The sequence below is a fragment of the Erwinia pyrifoliae DSM 12163 genome, from assembly GCF_000026985.1.
Taxonomy (GTDB): domain Bacteria; phylum Pseudomonadota; class Gammaproteobacteria; order Enterobacterales; family Enterobacteriaceae; genus Erwinia; species Erwinia pyrifoliae.
The window spans coordinates 3167377-3187644 of the sequence record NC_017390.1 but is presented as its reverse complement, the minus strand read 5'-3'; the positions used below and the strand labels follow the sequence as shown (position 1 = coordinate 3187644).

Below are 20268 nucleotides of genomic sequence, written 5' to 3'. Positions count from 1 at the left end.
GAGTTTCCTTACCCTAATACTGCCAGTTGAGATTAAAGCCCAGTGATACGGGATCGGTTCTGAAACCGTCCGGCTTTGAGAAAGGTACGGAAGCAAACAGGTCATAGCCCATCTGTAATGCTTTGCCTCGTAACCCCATTGCGCCGCCGGCTAAATGATTACCAGCCAGATATTGCGTACCGTTTCCGCCGACTTCACCGTAATCCACCCCGATATAGAGTTCCTGAGACGGTAGCGGCGTTGCCCATGCGATGTCATTACGCACCAGCCATCCACGGTTGGCGTTCAACGTTCTTTCACCATCAAAGCCGCGTACCGTCCAGCGGTTACCGATAGCGAACTGCTCTTGTGGCGTGAGTAAGGTATGACTCAGCTGGCGTTGATACTGCAGGTTATAGTGGAATCGTTGCCGCAGCAGGGTAAACGGAATATCAACCTGGGCGGAAAGTTGCACGATTTTACTTAACGCAGTGGCATCACCCATATTTTCTTCTGGTGCCTGCATTGCGCCAAACCAGCGTGTACCGCGCTGATAACTGGCCCCCACATCCAGCGTGGCCTGCGAAATATAGTGGCGATGCTGCAAACCCATTCGCCACGCTGAAGTGCGGCGGCGCTGAATGCCAATCTCGGTATCATCTATGTAGTTTCTGGATTCACGCGCCAGCACGTCATAAGTCAGCGTGGTTTTCTGGCTGCCGTTACGGTGCAATATGCGGCTGACCTGAAAATCCATATTTTGGCTTTTGCCGCTGTAGCGGTAGTCGCTGTTTAGCCCGGCCACCGTTTGGCGATAGTCATAGCTGTTGGCTGTCAGGCCTACCAGCCAGTAGCCAAACGGCACCGAGTAGTGGCCGGTCAGGTTGTCAGAGCCTCTGCCGTTTTTGCTTTGCAGACTGCCGCTGCCAGAAAGATAAAACATATCGCTGAGCGATAACGGATTATCCAGCGATAGCGTCAGGCCGCCCTGATAGCGGCCGGTGCTGCGCGTGCCGGAGTCATCGAGTGAGGCCGCAACGCGCCACATGCGCTGCTGCTGCCAGCGCAGCGCAATGTCGCTTTCGCCTGGCCCGGCAGCGGGCAGGATCGCCATATCGGCCTGTACGGTCGGCAGGCGCTGCAGGTTCTCCAGCCCTTGCTCAATATCACGCAGATCCAGCAGCTGGCCTTGATGGGCCGGAAATGCGCTATATAAGCTGATGTAATGGCCACTGTCCGGCGTCAGCGTTACCTGTCGGGTTTTACCTGCGACCACCACCAGCCTGAGTTCACCGCTTTTAAGATCCTGTGCGGGGGCCAGTACCCGGCTGGTCACATAGCCGTGGTCAACCAGGCGATTTTGCAGGGTGCTCATCAGCAGGTTAATCCCCTGTCCGCCAAGGCATTTTCCCACCGCCTGATGGCTGATGCGCTGCAAGGGTAGCCAGTGGGGCAGGGCGTCTGTACCGCTTAACGTCACGCGTGAAAGAGTAAAACAAGGGGTTTCTTGCGGAAAACGAAGGTGACCAACGTTACCTGATGGCGTAGAGAGCCGAATATCCGGTACTGGCGGATTCAGGCGATTCTGTAAAGCATTTTGTTGATCTTGCTGATGAATTAATTGCTGATCGCCTTTCCCAATCAATGAGTCAGATAATGGCTTAGCGGGCAACGTTGCGGCAGCGGGAGCGGTTTCAGCCCGTGCTTCGGCAACGGTAAGCCAAAGGGATATCAGTAGTGTTTGCCGCACGGTGGTGATGATCCGGCGGCGCAGTGATATATCCATCTTTTATTATTATCCTGTTTGGCGCGTCGGAAATTGCTTCCAGCAGAAAATCAATATTACAAAAATGATATATAAATCTAAATTGAAAAATCTATTTAAATAAAAAAATCATGTGAATTCTTAATATCGGTACGAAATCTATACAGCGTGACAGGATTAATATAAAGAGTCGGAAAATCAAAGGGAAGCTACGACAGGTTGGCGGGGAAAATAAAATTAAAAACCGACAGTTCTCATAGCTGGTTACATTTTGCGGATATCTGTTGCGATTCCGGGCTGGCGGTTTAACGCGGCGGATTGCTACAGTTCAATTCCCAGAGGTATTGATGGGTGAACATCAAAAGTATTTACGCTTTATTTCACCGGCCTGCGCAGAAGCGCTAGGTTTTTTTTCTATTAATTTGTGTTTAATTATCATAATTAACTTTTTAAACCAGGTCTGTTATATTTTTCTCGTAGGAACGCCTCCTGGCCTCACACGATCTGAAACACAGTTTATCTTTTAACCCGTTGTCATTTTTTGTATAACTACCTTAATGTTATTCTACATCCTGCAACGGAACACTCATGCCGCCGTTAAGAAAATCTCTGGCGAAATCCCAGTCTGGTCCGACCTTTAATCCCTTGCGTTTCCGGCTTGTTTGCCTCGGCGTGTTTTCCTGTCTGGTTTTTTTACTGCTGCGGGTGGCGGATTTACAGCTGATTAATCATCCGATGCTGGAAAAAGAGGCCGACCAGCGTTCGTTGCGCACCGTGACGCTACCGACCAGTCGCGGTACGTTGTTGGATCGCAACGGCGAAGCGCTGGCGCTCAGCGTACCGTCGCGCGATATTATCGCCGATCCGCAGCGCGTGCTGGGGGCGCATCCGGACTTTACCAGCGCGAAATGGCAGTACCTTGCCAATGCGCTGGAGCAGCGCCCTGAACAAATTGCCGCTCAGATCGGCGCTAACCCCAACCGCCGCTTTCTTTATCTCGGCCATAAAATCGAACTGGGGATCGCAAAAGATATCGCCAAACTGCACCTTGCCGGTATCAGCACCCGGTACAACGACAGCCGTTTCTACCCGATGAGCGAAGCCACCGCGCCGCTGATCGGTATTGTTGGTGCGGAGAACAGCGGCCTTAGCGGGCTGGAAAAGGGATTTGATAAGCTGTTGCGCGGTACGCCGGGCGTGGAGAAATACCGCCAGGATGCCAGCGGCAATATTGTGGCGATGATCAGCTATGAGCCACCGCAGCAACCGCCAACGGTGCAGCTCAGTATTGATAAATTTGACCAGTACACCCTGTACAGCAAATTGCGCGACGGGGTGCTTCTTAACAAAGCGGATTCCGGCGCGGCGGTGCTGATAAAGATCGATACCGGGGAGATCCTCGGCATGGCTTCTTATCCGTCATTTAATCCGAACCATTTCGTTGATGTTTCACCGGCGCAGATGCGCAACGCGGCAATTAACGACAGCTATGAGCCGGGTTCAACGGTCAAGCCGCTGGTGGTGATGGAAGGCCTGGCGCGCAAGCTGGTGCGCCCGGATTCCGTACTGGATACCACACCGTACCGGGTTAACGGCCATCTGATCCGCGATGTAGGCCACTGGTCGCGATTGACCATGACCGGCATCCTGCAAAAATCCAGTGATATCGGCGTATCGCATATTGCGCTGGCGATGCCGGCCGAAGTGCTGGTGAACACCTATCAGGCGTTCGGATTAGGCAAGCCGACTGGACTGGGCCTGACCGGAGAGAGCGTCGGCTACTTCCCGCTGCACCGCCAGCGCTGGGCCGATATTGAACGCGCCACCTTCTCTTTTGGCTATGGACTGCGCGTGACCCCTCTACAGATTGCACGCGAATATGCCACCCTCGGCTCGTTTGGCGTTTATCGCCCGTTATCGATCACTAAAGTCACGCCGCCGGTGCTGGGTAAACGCGTGGCCGATGAGCAGACGGTACGGGCGGTGGTGCGTATGATGGAGAGTGATGCGCTGCCGGGCGGTAGCGGCGTACGCGCCGCCGTTCCGGGCTACCGTCTGGCAATTAAAACCGGCACTGCCGAAAAGATGGGCGACAGCGGCAAATATGACGGCGGCTATATCAACTACACCGCCGGGGTAGCACCGGCCAGTCATCCCCAGGTGGCGCTGGTGATTATGATTAACCATCCAACGGCGGGCGATCACTTCGGCGGCTCGGTAGCGGCGCCGGTGTTTGGCAATATTATTGGCCCGGTGCTGAAGCATATGAATATTCCCCCCGACGCGCTCTACAACCACAGTTGAAAAATAGCATCGTCTTTTCCGCCGTCAGCTGCCCATCACCACGCGCAGGCGGGGTTTTTTGCCGCAATTTCAGGGTGATAACATCCATTAAATCACGCATTTCTTACGGAATTCTTACGCTGTAAGCATGGAACGCCGGCAGATAAGCTAAGATAATATCAATCATTACCAACGACCTTTGGATCGGTAAGTGGCCTGAGCCATGCCCTTTACGCCGGGTTTTTGCGCGCCGGGGATTATCCTGCCTGGTATTTATTATCACTGCATTTCATTAGCCGGGTCTCATGAGCGAAATCTCCCCAAAGAAGCCGTGTTTACGGCGTAACATCATTCTCTGCATTATTGTGCTGGTGCTTGTTGCAGGCCTGGTCTGGCGCTTCTGGCCGCATGACCATAGCGCAGCCGGTGGTCCCGGTTCTGTGGGCGACCCGCGCGGGCATGGCGGGCCAGGCCAGATGGCGGGGATGACCACGCCGGTACACGCCGGGGAAGTACGGCTGGCTGATGTGCCTGTGTATCTGACCGCGTTGGGCGCGGTTACCCCCAACGCCACTGTCACCGTCACCAGTCAGGTGAGCGGCACGCTGACCCACGTTTATTTTAAGGAAGGGGAAAAGGTGGTCGCCGGGCAGCTGCTGGCGCAGATCGATCCGCGCAGCTATCAGGCCACGCTGGCACAGTATCAGGGCGAACTGAGCCAGAACCAGGCGCTGCTGAAAAGCGCCCGGTTGACGTTGGCGCGTTATCAAAAACTCTATGCCCAGGACTTGCTGGCGCGACAGGATCTTGAAACCCAGACGGCCACCGTGGGGCAGTACCTCGGTACGGTAGAAGCCGCTCAAGCGCAGATCGCGGCGGCGAAGCTGAATATTGAGTTTGCCCGTATCACCGCGCCGATCTCCGGGCGTGTCGGTCTGCGGCTGGTGGATGCCGGTAATAGGATCCAAAGCTCGGATACCACCGGCATTGTGGTGATAACCCAAACGCAGCCGGCGGCGGTCACCTTTAGCGTGCCGCAGAGCCATATTCCGACGCTGCTCAAGGCGCTGCATAACGGCCAGTCGCTGCCCGCCACGGCGTTCGATCAGGCAGGCAGCAGCCCGCTGGCCCAGGGCGAAGTGCAGTTTATCAGCAATCAGATAGATACCAGCACCGGCAGTATTGAGCTAAAGGCGCTGTTCGACAATCGGGACGAAACCCTGTATGCCAACCAGTTTGTGAATCTGCGGCTGCAAACCGATACCCTGAAACAGGCCAGGGTGATCCCGGCCCAGGCGCTACAGCTCAGCAGTGACGGCAGTTTTGTTTATGTGATCAATAAAGACCACACCGTGACGCGCAAAGCCGTCACGGCCGGCCCGGCATTCGGCAGCAATCAACAGGCCATTCTCTCCGGCGTCAGCGCGGGCGAGCAGGTGGTGACTGAAGGCATCGACCGCCTGAGCGATGGCAACAAAGTGTCGCTGGTCAGTGCAGAAGAGACCCGCGCCGCAGCCGGGGGCAAGAAAGCGCCATGAATCCGTCACGCCTTTTTATCCAGCGCCCGGTGGCTACCATTCTGCTGATGGTGGCGGTGCTTGCCTCCGGCATTTTTGCTTACGGCATGCTTTCCACCTCGGCGCTGCCGCAGGTGGATTACCCGACGATACAGGTCACCACGCTCTATCCCGGTGCCAGCCCGGATGTGATGGCTTCTTCGGTGACCGCACCGCTTGAGCGCCAGCTGGGACAGATGTCTGGCCTCAGCCAGATGACCTCCAGCAGTTCCAGCGGATCTTCGGTGATCACGTTGCAGTTCTCGCTGGAGCTGTCGCTGGACGTGGCCGAACAGGAAGTGCAGGCGGCGATAAACGCGGCTAACAGCCTGCTGCCGACCGATCTGCCCAACCCGCCAACCTACAAGAAAGTGAACCCGGCGGACAGTGCGGCGATCACCCTTGCTGCCAGTTCGGATACGCAGCCTCTGACGAAAGTGCAGGATATGGTCAATACCCGTATCGCGCTCAGGCTGTCACAGATTTCAGGCGTGGGTAGGGTGACGCTGGCGGGTGGATATCAGCCGGCGATCCGCGTACGCATCGATCCTAACGCGCTGGCCGCACACGGTCTGACGCTGGAAGATGTCAATACCCTGGTCAGTAACAGTAACGTCAATGGCTCAAAGGGCGGTTTTGACGGGCAGTACCACTCGGTAACCATTGATGCCAACGACCAGCTGCGCAGCGCCGCACAGTACGGCAACCTGATCCTGACCTATCAGAACGGGGCTGCGCTGCGCCTGCATGATGTGGCAAAAATCGACGAGGCGGCGGAAAACAGTTACCAGTCGGCGTGGGCGAACAGCAGCCCGGCGATTGTTATCAGCGTGCAGCGCCAGCCGGGGGCAAACGTTATCGCGGTGGTTGACGCCATTAAGGCACAGCTGCCAACGCTGCAGGCGGCTTTGCCGGACGGGGTGAAATTAACCGTCCTCTCCGACCGCACCCAGACCATTCGTGCCTCCATCAGCGATGTGCAGTTTGAACTGATGCTGTCGATTGCGCTGGTGGTGATGGTCACCTTCCTGTTTCTGCGCAACGTGGCGGCCACGCTTATTCCCAGCGTAGCCGTGCCGCTGTCGCTGGTCGGCACCTTTGGCGTGATGTATCTGGCGGGATTCAGCCTGAATAACCTGTCGCTGATGGCGCTGACCATCGCCACCGGATTTGTTATCGACGATGCTATCGTGGTGGTGGAGAATATCTCGCGCCGCCTGGAACAGGGCGAAACGCCGATGGAAGCGGCATTGAAAGGGGCGGCGCAGATTGGTTTTACCATTATCTCGCTGACTTTTTCCCTGATTGCGGTGCTGATCCCGCTGCTGTTTATGGGCGATGTGGTCGGACGGCTGTTCCGCGAATTTGCCATTACCCTGGCGGTGTCAATCCTGGTATCGATGGTGATATCCCTGACCCTGACGCCGATGCTGTGTGCATATTTATTGCAGCCTGTTCCGCCGCAACGCCAGTCGCGCTTCTACCGCAAGGGCGGCGAGTTCTTCGACCGGCTGATTGCCGGTTACGACCGCCTGCTAACCCTCGTGCTGAATCATCAGCGTTTGACGCTGCTGGTGGCGCTGGCCACGCTGGCGCTGACCGCGCTGCTTTACTTAATGGTGCCGAAAGGCTTCTTTCCGGCGCAGGATACCGGCCTGATCCAGGGGGTGACCGTCGCCTCACAGGATGTTTCCTTCAGCGAGATGTCGCGGCGGCAACAGCAGCTGGCGGCGATTATTCTGCAAAACCCGGCGGTGGAGAATCTCTCTTCCACCGTGGGCATTGATGGTGCGAACACCAGCCTGAACAGCGGGCGTATGCAGATTAACCTGAAGCCCTTCGCGCAGCGCGATGAGCGGGCCGATATGGTGATGAGCGAACTGCAACAGGCCACCGCCGGGGTGCCGGGCATTGAGCTTTTTCTGCAATTGGCACAGGATCTGACGGTCAACGATCGGGTCAGCCCGAATCGTTACCAGTTCACGCTGGATGACGTTGACAGTGAAAACCTGGTGGCGTGGTCGCCGCAGCTGGTGACGGCGTTACGGGCGCGCCCGGAATTCAGCTCGGTGGTGAGCAATTTGCAGGATCGGGGGCAGGTGGCGTATGTCGAGCTTAACCGCGATGCGGCGGCGCGCTACGGTATCACCGCTGCCGATGTCGATACCGCGCTGTATAACGCCTTTGGCCAGCGGCTGATCTCAACCATTTTCACCCAGTCGAACCAGTATCGCGTGGTGCTGGAAGTGGCACCACGGTTCCAGCAGTCACCCGCCGCATTTGATGATATCTGGCTGGCGGCGTCGTCAGGCAATTCCACCAGCTCTACTACCAGCACCAGCAATTCTACCAGTACCACCACCAGCGGGATGGTGAAACTGACCTCCGTTGCCAGCATCCATTTGCGCACCGGTTCGCTGGTGCATATGCGCCTGAACCAGTTCCCGGCGGTCACCGTCTCATTCAACCTTAATGACGGCTACTCGCTGGAACAGGCGCAGCAGGCGATCGGCGAAGTCAGCCGTGCGCTGGCCCAGCCATCGGGTATCACGCTGCGCTGGCAGGGAGAAACGGCGGCGTTCCGGGATGCTACCGGCAACACCCTGTGGCTGATCCTTGCGGCGTTGCTCACCATGTATGTGGTGCTGGGCATTCTTTATGAAAGCTTTATTCACCCGGTTACCATCCTTTCCACGCTGCCATCGGCGGCGGTCGGCGCCCTCCTAACCCTGCTGCTGTGCAATACCGAATTCAGCCTGATTGCGCTGATTGGGGTGATCCTGCTGATCGGCATTGTCAAAAAGAATGCGATCATGATGATCGATTTTGCCCTGGAGGCGGAAAACAAACAGCAACTTAGCCCGCGAGACGCCATTCACCAGGCCTGCCTGCTGCGCTTTCGCCCGATCCTGATGACCACGATGGCGGCGCTGCTCGGCGCGCTGCCGCTGATGCTGGCCTCCGGATCCGGGGCTGAACTGCGCCAGCCGCTGGGGCTGGTTATCGTTGGCGGGCTGATCTTCAGCCAGGTACTGACGCTGTTCTCCACGCCAGTCATCTATCTGTGGTTCGATCGCCTGGCCACGCGTGGCAAACGATTCAGGCGTAAAGTCGTTCAGCGGCAAGCCGAATGAATATCACCCGGCTATTTATCTTCCGTCCGGTGGCCACGCTTCTGCTGATGCTGGCCCTGCTGCTGCTGGGGGCGCTGGGTTACCGGCTGCTGCCGGTTGCTCCGCTGCCCCAGGTGGACTTTCCCACCATCCTGGTGACCGCCAGCCTGCCCGGTGCCAGCCCGGAAACGATGGCGGCAACGGTAGCCACCCCACTGGAGCGCGCGCTGGGGCAGATTGCCGGTATCAGCGAAATGACCTCGCAGAGTTCGCAAAGCGCCAGCACCATCATCCTGCAATTTTCGCTGGACCGTGATATCAACGGCGCGGCGCGTGACGTCCAGGCGGCGATCAACGCCGCCCGCAGCCTGTTACCCAGCAGCATGCCGTCACTGCCCACCTACCGTAAGGCTAACCCTTCGGATGCCCCCATCGTGATGCTGGCACTTTCCAGCAGCACCCGTACCAGTGCCGAACTGTACGATCTGGCGGAGAGCAAAATCCAGCAGCGCATCTCTCAGGTGAACGGCGTCGGGCAGGTATCGCTGCGCGGCAGCGCGCTGCCTGGGGTGCGCATCGATCTGCAACCGCAGCAGCAGTCCCGGTACGGCGTGTCGCTGGATACGGTGCGTGAGGCGATTGCCAACAGCACCACCAACAGGCCAAAAGGGATGCTGGAAGGGGATCGCCAGTCGTGGATGGTGGACGGCAACGGGCAGCTGGATCGGGCAAAGCAGTACCGTAATCTGGTAGTCAGCTACCAGAATGGTCGGGCGATCCGGCTCAGCGATGTGGCTGCGGTCTATGATGCGGTCGAGGATAAGTACAACGTTGGCTATTACAACGGCGTGCCGTCGGTGATGATTGGCGTTACCCGCTCTGCCGGGGCGAATATGCTGCAAACCATCGACGGCATTAAGGCGCAAATGCCGCTGATTGAAAAAGAGCTGCCCGCCGATATGAAACTGGCTATGGTGGTTGACCGTGCGCCGAACGTGCGGGCGTCGCTGTACGATACCGAAGAGACGTTACTGATCGCCACGCTGCTGGTGATTGGCGTGGTATTTATTTTTCTGCGCGATATCAGGGCGGTGGTGATCCCGGCGCTGGCGCTGCCGCTGTCGTTAATCGGCACCTGTGCGGTAATGTATTTGCTGGATTACAGCCTCGATAATCTGTCGCTGATGGCGCTGATTATCGCCACCGGTTTTGTGGTGGATGATGCCGTCGTGGTGCTGGAAAATATCACCCGTCACATCGAAGCGGGGTTAAGCCCGGTACGTGCCGCGATCACCGGGGCAAAGGAAGTCAGCTTTACCGTGCTGTCGATGACCCTGTCGCTGGTGGCGGTGTTTATTCCGATCCTGCTGATGGGCAGCATCGTTGGCCGCCTGTTCCGTGAGTTTGCCGTGACGCTTACCGTATCGCTGATCATTTCGATGCTGGTGTCACTCAGCCTGACGCCGATGCTCTGTTCACGGCTGTTAAAACGCCGCTCGCCGCTTGAGCGCCGCCCGCCCCCGCTCAGCCGCTGGATTGAACGGGGGCTGAATCACCTGCTGGCACAGTATGCGGCGGCGCTGGGCTGGGTGATGCGCCATCAGCGCCTGACGCTGTTCAGCCTGATCCTTACCGTGCTGCTGAATATCTTCCTCTATTCGGTGGTGCAGAAGGGGTTTTTCCCCAGTCAGGACACCGGGCTGCTGATGGGGATGATGCGCGCCGATCAGAATGTTTCATTCCAGGCGATGGAACCGAAAATGCAGCAGTTTGCCAGCCTGATCGCCGCCGATCCGGCGGTGGACGGCGTATTATCCTCAATGGGCAGCGGGGCGTTTGGATCGCGCAACACCGCGATGTTCTTTGTTCATCTGAAAGACTATAAGCAGCGCACGGCGAATGCCAGTGAGGTGGCGAACCGCCTGAGTGGCAAAACCCAGAATATCCCCGGCGTGCAGCTGTTCCTGATGGCGGCACAGGATATCCACATCGGCGGCCGCAGCGCCAACGCCACCTATCAGTACAGCCTGCAGGCCGACGATCTGGATACGCTGCGCATCTGGACGCCGAAGGTGAAAGCGGCGCTGGAGCAGATCCCGCTGCTGACCAGCGTTGATTCTGATGCGGAAACCGGCGGTCAGGAGGTGATGATCGCTATCGATCGTGACCGGGCGACCCGGCTCGGCGTCAAGGTGAAAATGCTGGATGAGATGCTGAATAACGCTTTCAGCCAGCGGCAAATTGCCACCCTGTATCAAACGCTGAATCAGTACCATGTGGTGATGTCGGTCAATGACCGCTGGACGCGCGATCCCGCCGTACTGTCACAGCTGTTTGTTATCAACGACAGCGGCGACCGCATTCCGATCTCTGCCTTTGCCAGCTTCAGCGGCGCCAATGCCCCGCTGGCGGTAAACCATCAGGGCCAGTCAGCCACCAGTACGGTGGCCTTTAACCTGCAGGATGGCGTTTCGCTGGAGCAGGCGCAGGCGGCGATTAAAACCGCGATGGCGAAAATTGGCCTGCCGAATAGCGTGCAGGGCGGATTCCAGGATACGGCGAAGGCGTTCGCCGAACTGAGCGCCTCGATGCCGTGGCTGATCCTCGCGGCGCTGCTGGCGGTCTATATCGTGCTGGGAATGCTGTACGAAAGCTACATTCACCCGTTGACCATCCTGTCCACGCTGCCTTCAGCCGGGGTTGGGGCGCTGCTGCTGCTGCTGCTGACCGATACCCAGCTCACGGTGATCGCGCTGATCGGCATCCTGCTGCTGATCGGCATCGTTAAAAAGAACGCCATTATGATGATCGATTTTGCCCTGGCGGCCGAACGTACCCAGGGCATGACGGCGCAGCAGGCGATTACCCAGGCCTGCCTGCTGCGTTTTCGCCCGATTATGATGACCACGCTGGCGGCGTTCTTCGGCGCATTGCCGCTGGCGTTGGGCAGCGGCGGTGATGCCGATTTGCGCAGTCCGCTGGGGCTGGCCATTGCCGGTGGCCTGATGCTCAGCCAGCTGTTAACCCTGTTCACCACGCCGGTAGTGTACCTTTATCTTGACCGCGTCAGCCGTGCCACTCAACGTCAGTGGCGGCGTCTGCGCTATGCTGAATGACATGATGAAACTGACAAGGCTTATCCCTGGCCCTGCTGCTTAGCGGCCGCAGGGTAGGCTCCGATTATCAGCGCCCGGGCGCACCGATGGCTTTGCACTATAAAAAGGCCAAAGGCTGGCGTGAAGTGCGGCCGCAGGACGATATCCAAAAGGGCGAATGGTGGGCGGTATACCGGGATGCCACGCTGAGCGGCCTGCTGCGCCAGGTACACATCTCCAGTCAGAATGTGGCGCTGGGCGGCAGTTGGGGTTCTGAGTGGAAGAGGAATAGCTAACGTCAGGCCCCGGTGGCAGAAAACCGGGGGCCATTCGACGCTGAATAAATATCAGGATATAGCGTAGAGTGAAAAGGATGTGGCAGGATTATTAATTCTCGATCATGTCAATAAAAAAATTTAAGTCTTGCCGTAAATAGTACATTAACTCGTTCTTTACCATATCTACGGTTTTTAACGTTATATTTTGAGTATCATCCGTTCTTTTCTGATATAGTTTGGTATTCCACATAGCTAATGGTTTATCCTTACTTTTATAGTAATCAATCAAGTCATTTTTTATTTTTTCCCACACTCCCTTATCATCGAGTGGATGCTCGGTTTTTTTATTTCTGTGGAACTCAAAGTATATTCTTTTGTACAATTTATCCTCAAATTTGATGAGTTCTTGAGAGAGATTACGCTGTCCATTATTAATCATGTAAGTAGGGTTAGTCACTTCGTGGATAAATGTATTTATTTCTTGTGATGTTCTTAACGGGGTTTTAGATGTAGGTAGAAACTTTGTGTTAACATTTTTTTCTTTTTCTTTCATTATTGTACTTGGCATATGCTTCATTGATAAAGTTCTGCTTTTAGGATCCGGGCGGATTGGTAAGTTCGGTTCTCCCTCTGTATCATGTTTTTCAACGGTAGCGGCAGCGTCTGCCAGTAGTAGTAAATTATTTCGCAACTCTGGTGTTAATTTTAATTTTAATTTTTTACTGTTTTCATGAGTTGAAGGGATGGGGCGTTTATTCGCGTTACTGGCCATTGTGTTTTGAGAATTACTGACATTTGTAGTCAGCTCGGTAAATCCTTTTTGAAAAGGATAGGAGGGGGCGTTAACATGTTTTCCATCGGTAATTCTTTCAGTAGTGTTGATGCAGGGTTGGCGGTCTGGAGTAATTCTATTTGGCACTTTTTTCCCCTCGTGAAATTGGTTTAATTGTCTTTTTTTGTATTTAATGAAAGATGTTTCATTTTCCAAAGTTATTCCGGGGAGTATATAAATAAACGCTTGTCTCTTGTTTTGGATGCCGCAACGTTTAAAAAAATGGGTGTTATCCTGCCATATATTAAGGGGGGTTAACTGGGGGGCATTTAGAGCAGGTTTGTCAGTATTTCCATTAATAAAAATGATCATTAGTTAACTCTATGTTTCTTCTGTAAATATTTAAATGTGTTACTTTATCGTGCGTATTTATTCGCAGTTTTTAGCTAATGGAGCAGGCCTACTATGGTGTTTACTTTTCTACGTGCGCTGTTGCGCCTGGCGTTTCGCACCAGTCGCCGGTTCCAGTTTAAGCAAACAGCGAGTGTTGAGTCGGCACGAGTTAAGCGTCCAGCCGATCGTGGAACTGGGCGGCGGCTGGGGATCTCAATGAAAGGGGAATAGTCGTTAACGTCTGATATTCATGAAAAAAGGGCGGGCATGTTATCCCACCGTTAACATTAGCATTCCCCGGCTAAAGTAAAAATCTGGGGCTGTGAAAGACCACGAAATATCAGGCACAGGGTGGAATGAAAATAATACGGCAGGATTATTTATCCTATCGAATGTCAGATTGTTTTAGAAAAAAATCCAATTCAGCCTGTAAATAGTACCCTAACCTCTCCTTTACAAAATTCATGGACCATAGGCGTGTATCCAGAAGGTCGGTCGTTTCTTGATTGTTGGAATTAGCAGTTCTAATAACCATTCTATAATGATTTTTTAGTTCATGTATAATTTCTTCCAAGAGGATTTCTTTATTTGATGTCTGCGAAATCGGGCCATTTGACTTGAGTAAGCCTCGTAATTTTTCCTTCCAGTGCGCACTAAATTTCCTGAGTGCAAGAAAGTGAACGGTATTGTTGTTTTTTTTCATGAAAGCAGGGTGAGTCACGCTGATGAGGAGGGCGTCTATTTCATCTTTCAGATTATTTAAGTATTTTTCTTCTTCTTGTGAGATCGAATGCGTTACAGATATAGATGGAGGTTCTGCGCTAAAATTATTGTCCTGACCTACGGATGTGGAAGGTCGTGGTAAATTATCGGGCGATACGCCTGATATCAAAATTCCCCTTGCTTTTTTTACATTGGTGGCAACGTCTGCCAGCATATGTAAATCAGATAATGGTAGTTCTAATTTCAACGTCCTGCCTGAATTATCTGAACTATCTAAATTATCTTCATTAGTGGCAACGTCTGCCAGCAGATGTAAATCAGAGAATGTTAGTCCTGATTCCAACGTCCTGCTTGAATTATCTTCATTAGTGGCAACGTCTGCCAGCAGATGTAAATCAGATAATGGTAGTTCTAATTTCAACGTCCTGCCTGAATTATCTGAACTATCTAAATTATCTTCATTAGTGGCAACGTCTGCCAGCAGATGTAAATCAGAGAATGTTAGTCCTGATTCCAACGTCCTGCTTGAATTATCTTCATTAGTGGCAACGTCTGCCAGCAGATGTAAATCAGATAATGGTAGTTCTGATTTTAACGTCCTGCCTGAATTATCTGCATTGGTGGCAACGTCTGCCAGCAGATATAAATTATCGTTCGGTGATGTTTTTAATTTTTTTCTATTTTCGTTGTTTGATTGGGTTGCACCTTTTTTTCTTTTTTTAACTATTTCTGTATGAGTATTACTACCGTTTATGATCTTATTGATAACATTTTTTCTATCCAAGGAAGGGGGTTTTTTAGTGGCCTTTAAGCTGCTGGCATGATCATGGGGGCGTATAGGATTTGGATTGCCTGTAGAGATATTTTTTTTCATTTTGTCTTTATAAAATATTTTATTTTCTTTAGTGAAAGACATTTTTATCAAATTAATCCTATTATATATATCAATAAACGCTCGATTTATGGCTTGGGTGCTGGAATATTATCAATCGTAATCATTTCTTTAGAAAATTAATGGCGCCGTGCCATGGGATCTGATTTTAAGTAAATCTGACAGCATGTTAGCGCAGATGATCTTTTATAAATTAACTTTATCATCCTTCTATAAATATTGAATTTTCTTGCTATATCGTGCATCTTTAGAAGCAATTTTAGCTGCGAAGGAGCAGGCTGGCTATGGTGTTTATTTTTTTACGTGTGCTGTTGCGTCTGGCGTTTCGCACCCGCTTAACCGGCGATATCGCCAGCCTGTCGCAACAACGCGTGTTGATCACCCCGAATCATATGTCATTTCTCGACGGGGTACTGCTGGCGGTATTCCTGCCGGTAAAACCGGTGTTTGCCGTTTACTCCTCCATCAGTGACCAGTGGTATATGCGCGTGTTGCGTTCGCTAATCGATTTCGTGCCGCTCGACCCCACCAAACCGATGTCGGTTAAGCATTTAGTCAAGCTGATTGGTCAGGGACGGCCGGTGGTGATTTTCCCTGAAGGGCGTATCACCGTGACCGGTTCACTGATGAAAATCTACGATGGGGCGGGGTTTGTCGCGGCAAAATCACAGGCAATCGTGGTGCCGCTGCGTATCGAAGGGGCCGAGTACACGCCTTTCGGCCGCCTGGGGGGCGTGGTCAAGCGCCGCCTGTTCCCGCGCATTACGCTGACCGTCCTGCCTGCCACCACCATCCCCATGCCGCAGGCACCGCGCGCCCGTGACCGCCGCCGCCTGGCCGGAGAGCATCTCCACCATATTATGATGGAGGCGCGCATGGCGGTGCGCCCGCGTGAAACCCTGTATCAGGCATTTCTCGCCGCCCGTACCCGTTACGGCCTGTTTAAGCCCTGTATAGAAGACGTTAATTTCAAACCCGACAGTTACAGCGGATTGCTGAAAAAAGCGCTTGGCGTTGGGCGCATTCTGCAACGTTACAGCCAGCCCGGTGAACATGTCGGCCTGCTGCTGCCAAACGCAACGGTGACGGCGGCGGCAATCCTTGGTGCCTCGATGCGCGGGCGCGTGCCGGCCATGTTGAATTACACCGCCGGGGTTAAAGGACTCACCAGCGCCTTGACCGCTGGCGAAATCAACACCGTATTTACCTCACGACAGTTCCTCGACAAAGGCAAGCTGTGGCATCTGCCTCAGGGCATCACTCAGGTTAAGTGGATTTATCTGGAAGATTTGAAAGATACCCTGACCACTCAGGATAAACTGTGGATCATGGGTCATTTGCTGCTGCCGCAGCGGGCGATGGTTGCTCAACAGCCGGAAGACGCGGCGATGGTGCTGTTCACCTCCGGTTCTGAAGGTCACCCCAAAGGGGTGGTGCATTCGCATAAGAGCCTGCTGGCGAACGTCGAACAGATCCGCACCGTGGCAGACTTTACCCCACGCGATCGCTTTATGTCGGCGCTGCCGCTTTTCCACGCCTTTGGCCTGACCGTGGGTCTGTTCACCCCACTGATGACCGGGGCGCAGGTGTTCCTGTATCCCAGCCCATTGCATTATCGTATCGTCCCTGAACTGGTGTATGACCGGAACTGTACCGTGCTGTTCGGCACCTCGACTTTCCTCGGCAACTATGCCCGCTTCGCCAACCCGTATGATTTTGCCCGGTTGCGCTACGTGGTCGCCGGGGCGGAGAAACTGCAGGATCACACGCGTGAATTATGGATGGAAAAATACGGCATTCGCATTCTGGAAGGCTATGGCGTGACGGAATGTGCGCCGGTAGTGGCGATCAACGTGCCGATGGCCGCTAAATCTCACACCGTGGGGCGCATCCTGCCGGGGATGGATTCACGCCTGGTGTCGGTGCCGGGCATTGAGCAGGGCGGCCGGTTGCAGTTGCGCGGCCCGAATATCATGAAAGGCTATCTGCGCGTGGAACATCCGGGCAGGCTTGAGGCACCACAGGCCGATAACGGTGAAGGACAGATGGAAGCGGGCTGGTATGACACCGGCGATATCGTTAGCTTCGACGAAAGCGGCTTCTGCCAGATCCAGGGGCGCGTGAAGCGTTTTGCTAAAATTGCGGGTGAGATGGTGTCACTGGAGATCGTGGAACAGCTAGCCCAGAAAGCCTCCGGAGACAAACAGCACGCCGCCACCATCAAACCGGACGGCAATCGCGGCGAGGCGCTGGTGCTGTTTACCACCGACGCGCAGCTGACGCGTGAACAATTGATGCACAGCGCCCGTGAACTGGGTAGCCCGGAACTGGCCGTGCCAAGAGATATTCGCCTGTTGGCGCAGCTACCGCTGCTGGGCAGCGGTAAACCTGATTTTGTTACCCTGCGCGAGATGGCGGAGCAGCCGGAGGATCGTCGTGACTCATCCGCAAACTGAGGCAAAACCGCTGCTGTCAAAAGGGATGATGGCGGTGATTGCCGCTCAGTTCCTGTCGGCATTTGGCGACAACGCGCTGTTGTTTGCCACCCTGGCGGTGCTGAAGAAGCTGGTCTGGCCCGACTGGAGCCAGCCCGTATTACAGATGGTGTTTGTCGCCACCTATATCATTCTGGCACCGTTTGTTGGCCAGCTGGCGGACAGCTTTGCCAAAGGGCGGGTGATGATGTTTGCCAACGTGCTCAAACTGCTGGGCGCACTGACCATCTGCGTGGGGTTTGATCCTTTCCTTGGCTATAGCCTGGTGGGGATTGGCGCAGCGGCTTATTCCCCGGCGAAGTACGGCATCCTTGGTGAACTGACCGGCGGCGATACGCTGGTGAAAGCCAACGGCCTGATAGAGTCATCGACCATTGCGGCTATACTGCTCGGTTCCGTCGCCGGAGGTTTTCTCTCCGACTGGAATCTGACGGGGGCGCTAGTGACCTGCGTCGTGGTGTACGGGCTGGCGGTGGCGGCTAACCTGTTTATCCCAACGCTTGCCGTCGCACGCGCTGGCCGCTCATGGCATCCTAAAAAGATCTCTGTCAGCTTCTTCCAGGCTTGTGCCGTGCTGTGGCGTGACGGGCAAACGCGTTTTTCTCTGGTGGGAACCAGCATGTTTTGGGGGGCGGGCGTCACGCTGCGTTTTCTGCTGGTGCTGTGGGTTCCGGTGGCATTGGGGATCGACGATAACAAAACGCCAACGCTGCTGAATGCGATGGTGGCGATTGGCATCGTGATCGGTGCAATGGCCGCCGCGAAGCTGGTGACGTTGAAAACCGTGGCGCGCTGTATGCCCGCCGGAGTGCTGATTGGTGTGGCAGTGCTGGTGTTCTCACTGCAACATCATGCGGTAAATGCTTATCTGCTGCTGGTCATTATCGGTATGCTGGGCGGTTTCTTTGTGGTGCCGCTGAATGCGCTGCTGCAGATGCGGGGTAAAGAGAGCGTCGGGGCGGGTAACGCGATTGCGGTACAGAATCTCGGTGAAAATACCGCGATGTTGCTGATGCTGGGGCTTTACTCGCTGGCGATCAAACTGGGTGCGCCAGCGGTGGCGACCGGAGTGGGTTTTGGCGCGCTGTTTGCGCTGTCCATTGCTCTTCTGTGGGGCTGGCAGTGGCGGCAAAACCGTAAGATATGATGCCGTATGGCAAACCGGGCCGTTCACGGCCCGGTGGTTAACGCACTGTCATTCAAAACGACGCCAGGGATTACGGTGCCGGATAGGTATAGCGGCGGTGAATCGCCTCCAGCCCGGCGAGAACCTCTTCATTAAGCGTGACGTCGTAGCTGTCGATATTGATTTTCAGCTGTTCCAGCGAGGTAGCGCCCAGCAGGGTACTGGCGACAAACGGCTGTTGGCGCACAAAGGCCAGCGCCATTTGCGATGGATCAAGCCCGTGCTGGTGGGCAAGGCTCACATACTCGGCTATCGCCTGCTGTGACTGCTCGCCGCTGTAGCGGGTAAAGCGGCTGAACAGCGTGTTGCGCGCCCCGGCGGGTTTAGCGCCGTTCAGGTATTTACCGCTCAGAGTACCGAATGCCAGGCTGGAATAAGCCAGCAGCTCGACGCCTTCATGATGGGCGATTTCCGCCAGACCCACCTCAAAGCTGCGGTTCAGCAGGCTGTAGGGGTTCTGAATGCTGACGATGCGCGGCAGCTCATGTTTTTCTGCCAGCTGCAAATAGCGCATCACCCCCCATGCCGTCTCATTCGACACGCCGATATAGCGAATTTTACCGGCACGCACCTGTTCAGCCAGCGCCTCCAGCGTCTCCAGCAGCGTAACCGTGGAGGTATCTTCGCTGTACTGATAGTTCAGCTTACCGAAGAAGTTGGTCTGTCGCTGCGGCCAGTGCAGCTGGTAGAGATCAAGATAGTCGGTGTTCAGGCGTTTCAGGCTGGCTTCCAGTGCGGCGCGAATGTTTTTACGGTCGAGAGCCTGGTTCGGGCGAATTGAGGCATCTGTACCGCGTATCGGACCGGACACTTTTGAAGCCAGCACGATCTTATCGCGCTGGCCTCGGGCCTTCAGCCAGCTGCCAATATACTGTTCGGTCAGTCCCTGTGTTTCCGGGCGCGGCGGCACCGGGTACATTTCGGCAGTATCGATCAGGTTGATGCCACGGCTCAGAGCCAGGTCAAGCTGCGCATGGGCGTCAGCTTCGCTGTTTTGCTCACCAAATGTCATGGTGCCCAGCCCCAGAGAACTGACTTCCAGGGTACTGTGGGGAATACGGTGGTAATGCATTGCGGGCTTCCTTTTGATTAGGCGAAGGTCAGGGACTTAAGCTACGTGCGCAACAGGGGGTTGCTACCAGCGGGATAGCGCGTCACGCGGCCAAAACCCGGGGGCGATGATACCCGTCATATTCCAGGCTAAAGATGCGCTGGCTGCTCTTATTTACCCGGCTCAGGTTGGAGCCTTCCCCCTAAGCAGGCAGCACCCGTGCTGCTCAGAAACGCGTTGCTATTTGTCCTGCAACTCGAATGACTTGGGTAAATAACCGCGCCGGGCGGATGGGGGAAGATGCGACGGAGCGGGAAAATCGGTAGCTGGCACCTGTCATCGTGCGTTACCAGGTAACAAAACGCGGATTAACGTTCAACCATAGAAGAGACTTCATCACCGTTGATTTGCAGTTCATGACCGGATTGATCAGTATATTTCACCAGCCCGGTCTCTTTGTCAATCTGGGGCTTTCCGTCGGTCATGATCATTGTACCGTCTTTGGTCGCCATCACGTAATCGCTACTACAGCCGCTAATCATCACGGCAATGCCCAGCACCGCTGCGTCAAAAAACCACTTCATATTCATCTCCCTGCATTTCTCAGAGCAAACTCTAAGTGTAGTAATAAACGCTTTTACTTGTCAGATTAACAGTATGATTCCGAAAAAAGGAGTGACGAAGGAC

12 protein-coding genes are annotated in these 20268 nt (G+C 54.6%); 7 read left to right on the top strand and 5 right to left on the bottom strand.

All coding sequences use genetic code 11. The features are described 5' to 3' along the window. Positions 1–13: 13 nt before the first annotated feature. Positions 14–1765 carry a ShlB/FhaC/HecB family hemolysin secretion/activation protein gene (locus tag EPYR_RS14530; protein WP_012669127.1) on the bottom strand — a complete coding sequence of 584 codons (1752 nt, stop codon included), beginning with the start codon at positions 1763–1765 and terminating at the stop codon, positions 14–16. 567 nt (positions 1766–2332) lie between these two features. Between EPYR_RS14530 and EPYR_RS14525 the strand changes: the two genes are divergently transcribed. The 5 genes from EPYR_RS14525 (at position 2333) to EPYR_RS14505 (ending at position 12087) form a co-directional block, all read left to right on the top strand. Further along, the gene (locus tag EPYR_RS14525) at positions 2333–4048 is read left to right on the top strand and encodes a penicillin-binding transpeptidase domain-containing protein (protein WP_012669126.1); all 1716 of its coding nucleotides are present in this window, start codon (positions 2333–2335) and stop codon (positions 4046–4048) included. 284 nt (positions 4049–4332) lie between these two features. Further along, positions 4333–5565, top strand: a complete 1233-nt coding sequence (locus EPYR_RS14520; RefSeq protein WP_012669125.1) for an MdtA/MuxA family multidrug efflux RND transporter periplasmic adaptor subunit — start codon at positions 4333–4335, stop codon at positions 5563–5565. Continuing rightward, complete coding sequence (locus EPYR_RS14515; protein ID WP_012669124.1) at positions 5562–8717, top strand: multidrug efflux RND transporter permease subunit; 3156 nt, start codon at positions 5562–5564, stop codon at positions 8715–8717. Before EPYR_RS14520 ends, EPYR_RS14515 begins: the two co-directional genes overlap by 4 nt. After that, positions 8714–11812 (top strand): efflux RND transporter permease subunit, encoded by a 3099-nt coding sequence (locus EPYR_RS14510; RefSeq protein ID WP_012669123.1) that lies wholly within the window; start codon positions 8714–8716, stop codon positions 11810–11812. The genes EPYR_RS14515 and EPYR_RS14510 overlap by 4 nt, the downstream gene beginning before the upstream one ends. Positions 11813–11898: 86 nt before the next feature. After that, a complete protein-coding gene (locus EPYR_RS14505; protein ID WP_012669122.1) occupies positions 11899–12087 on the top strand; it encodes a hypothetical protein in 189 nt (62 codons plus the stop codon). Positions 12088–12178: 91 nt separating this feature from the next. On the opposite strand, the gene EPYR_RS14500 is transcribed toward EPYR_RS14505, so the two are convergent. Then, on the bottom strand, positions 12179–13213 hold the full coding sequence (locus tag EPYR_RS14500) for a hypothetical protein (protein ID WP_012669121.1): 1035 nt from the start codon (positions 13211–13213) through the stop codon (positions 12179–12181). A gap of 406 nt (positions 13214–13619) precedes the next feature. Next, the gene (locus EPYR_RS14495) at positions 13620–14831 is read right to left on the bottom strand and encodes a hypothetical protein (RefSeq protein ID WP_012669120.1); all 1212 of its coding nucleotides are present in this window, start codon (positions 14829–14831) and stop codon (positions 13620–13622) included. A gap of 302 nt (positions 14832–15133) precedes the next feature. On the opposite strand from EPYR_RS14495, the gene aas reads away from it, so the two are divergent. Continuing rightward, positions 15134–17305, top strand: coding sequence for a bifunctional acyl-ACP--phospholipid O-acyltransferase/long-chain-fatty-acid--ACP ligase (aas, locus tag EPYR_RS14490; protein ID WP_012669119.1), 2172 nt, complete (start codon positions 15134–15136; stop codon positions 17303–17305). Next, on the top strand, positions 17286–18491 hold the full coding sequence (gene lplT, locus EPYR_RS14485) for a lysophospholipid transporter LplT (protein ID WP_041474038.1): 1206 nt from the start codon (positions 17286–17288) through the stop codon (positions 18489–18491). The genes aas and lplT overlap by 20 nt, the downstream gene beginning before the upstream one ends. A 70-nt stretch (positions 18492–18561) precedes the next feature. Here the strand turns inward: lplT and EPYR_RS14480 are convergent, their stop codons facing one another. Together EPYR_RS14480 and EPYR_RS14475 are read right to left on the bottom strand one after the other, a co-directional pair. Further along, positions 18562–19602 carry an NADP(H)-dependent aldo-keto reductase gene (locus EPYR_RS14480; protein WP_012669117.1) on the bottom strand — a complete coding sequence of 347 codons (1041 nt, stop codon included), beginning with the start codon at positions 19600–19602 and terminating at the stop codon, positions 18562–18564. Positions 19603–19949: 347 nt separating this feature from the next. Then, entirely contained in the window at positions 19950–20165 is a 216-nt protein-coding gene (locus EPYR_RS14475) for a YgdI/YgdR family lipoprotein (protein WP_012669116.1), read from the bottom strand. Positions 20166–20268 lie beyond the last annotated feature (103 nt).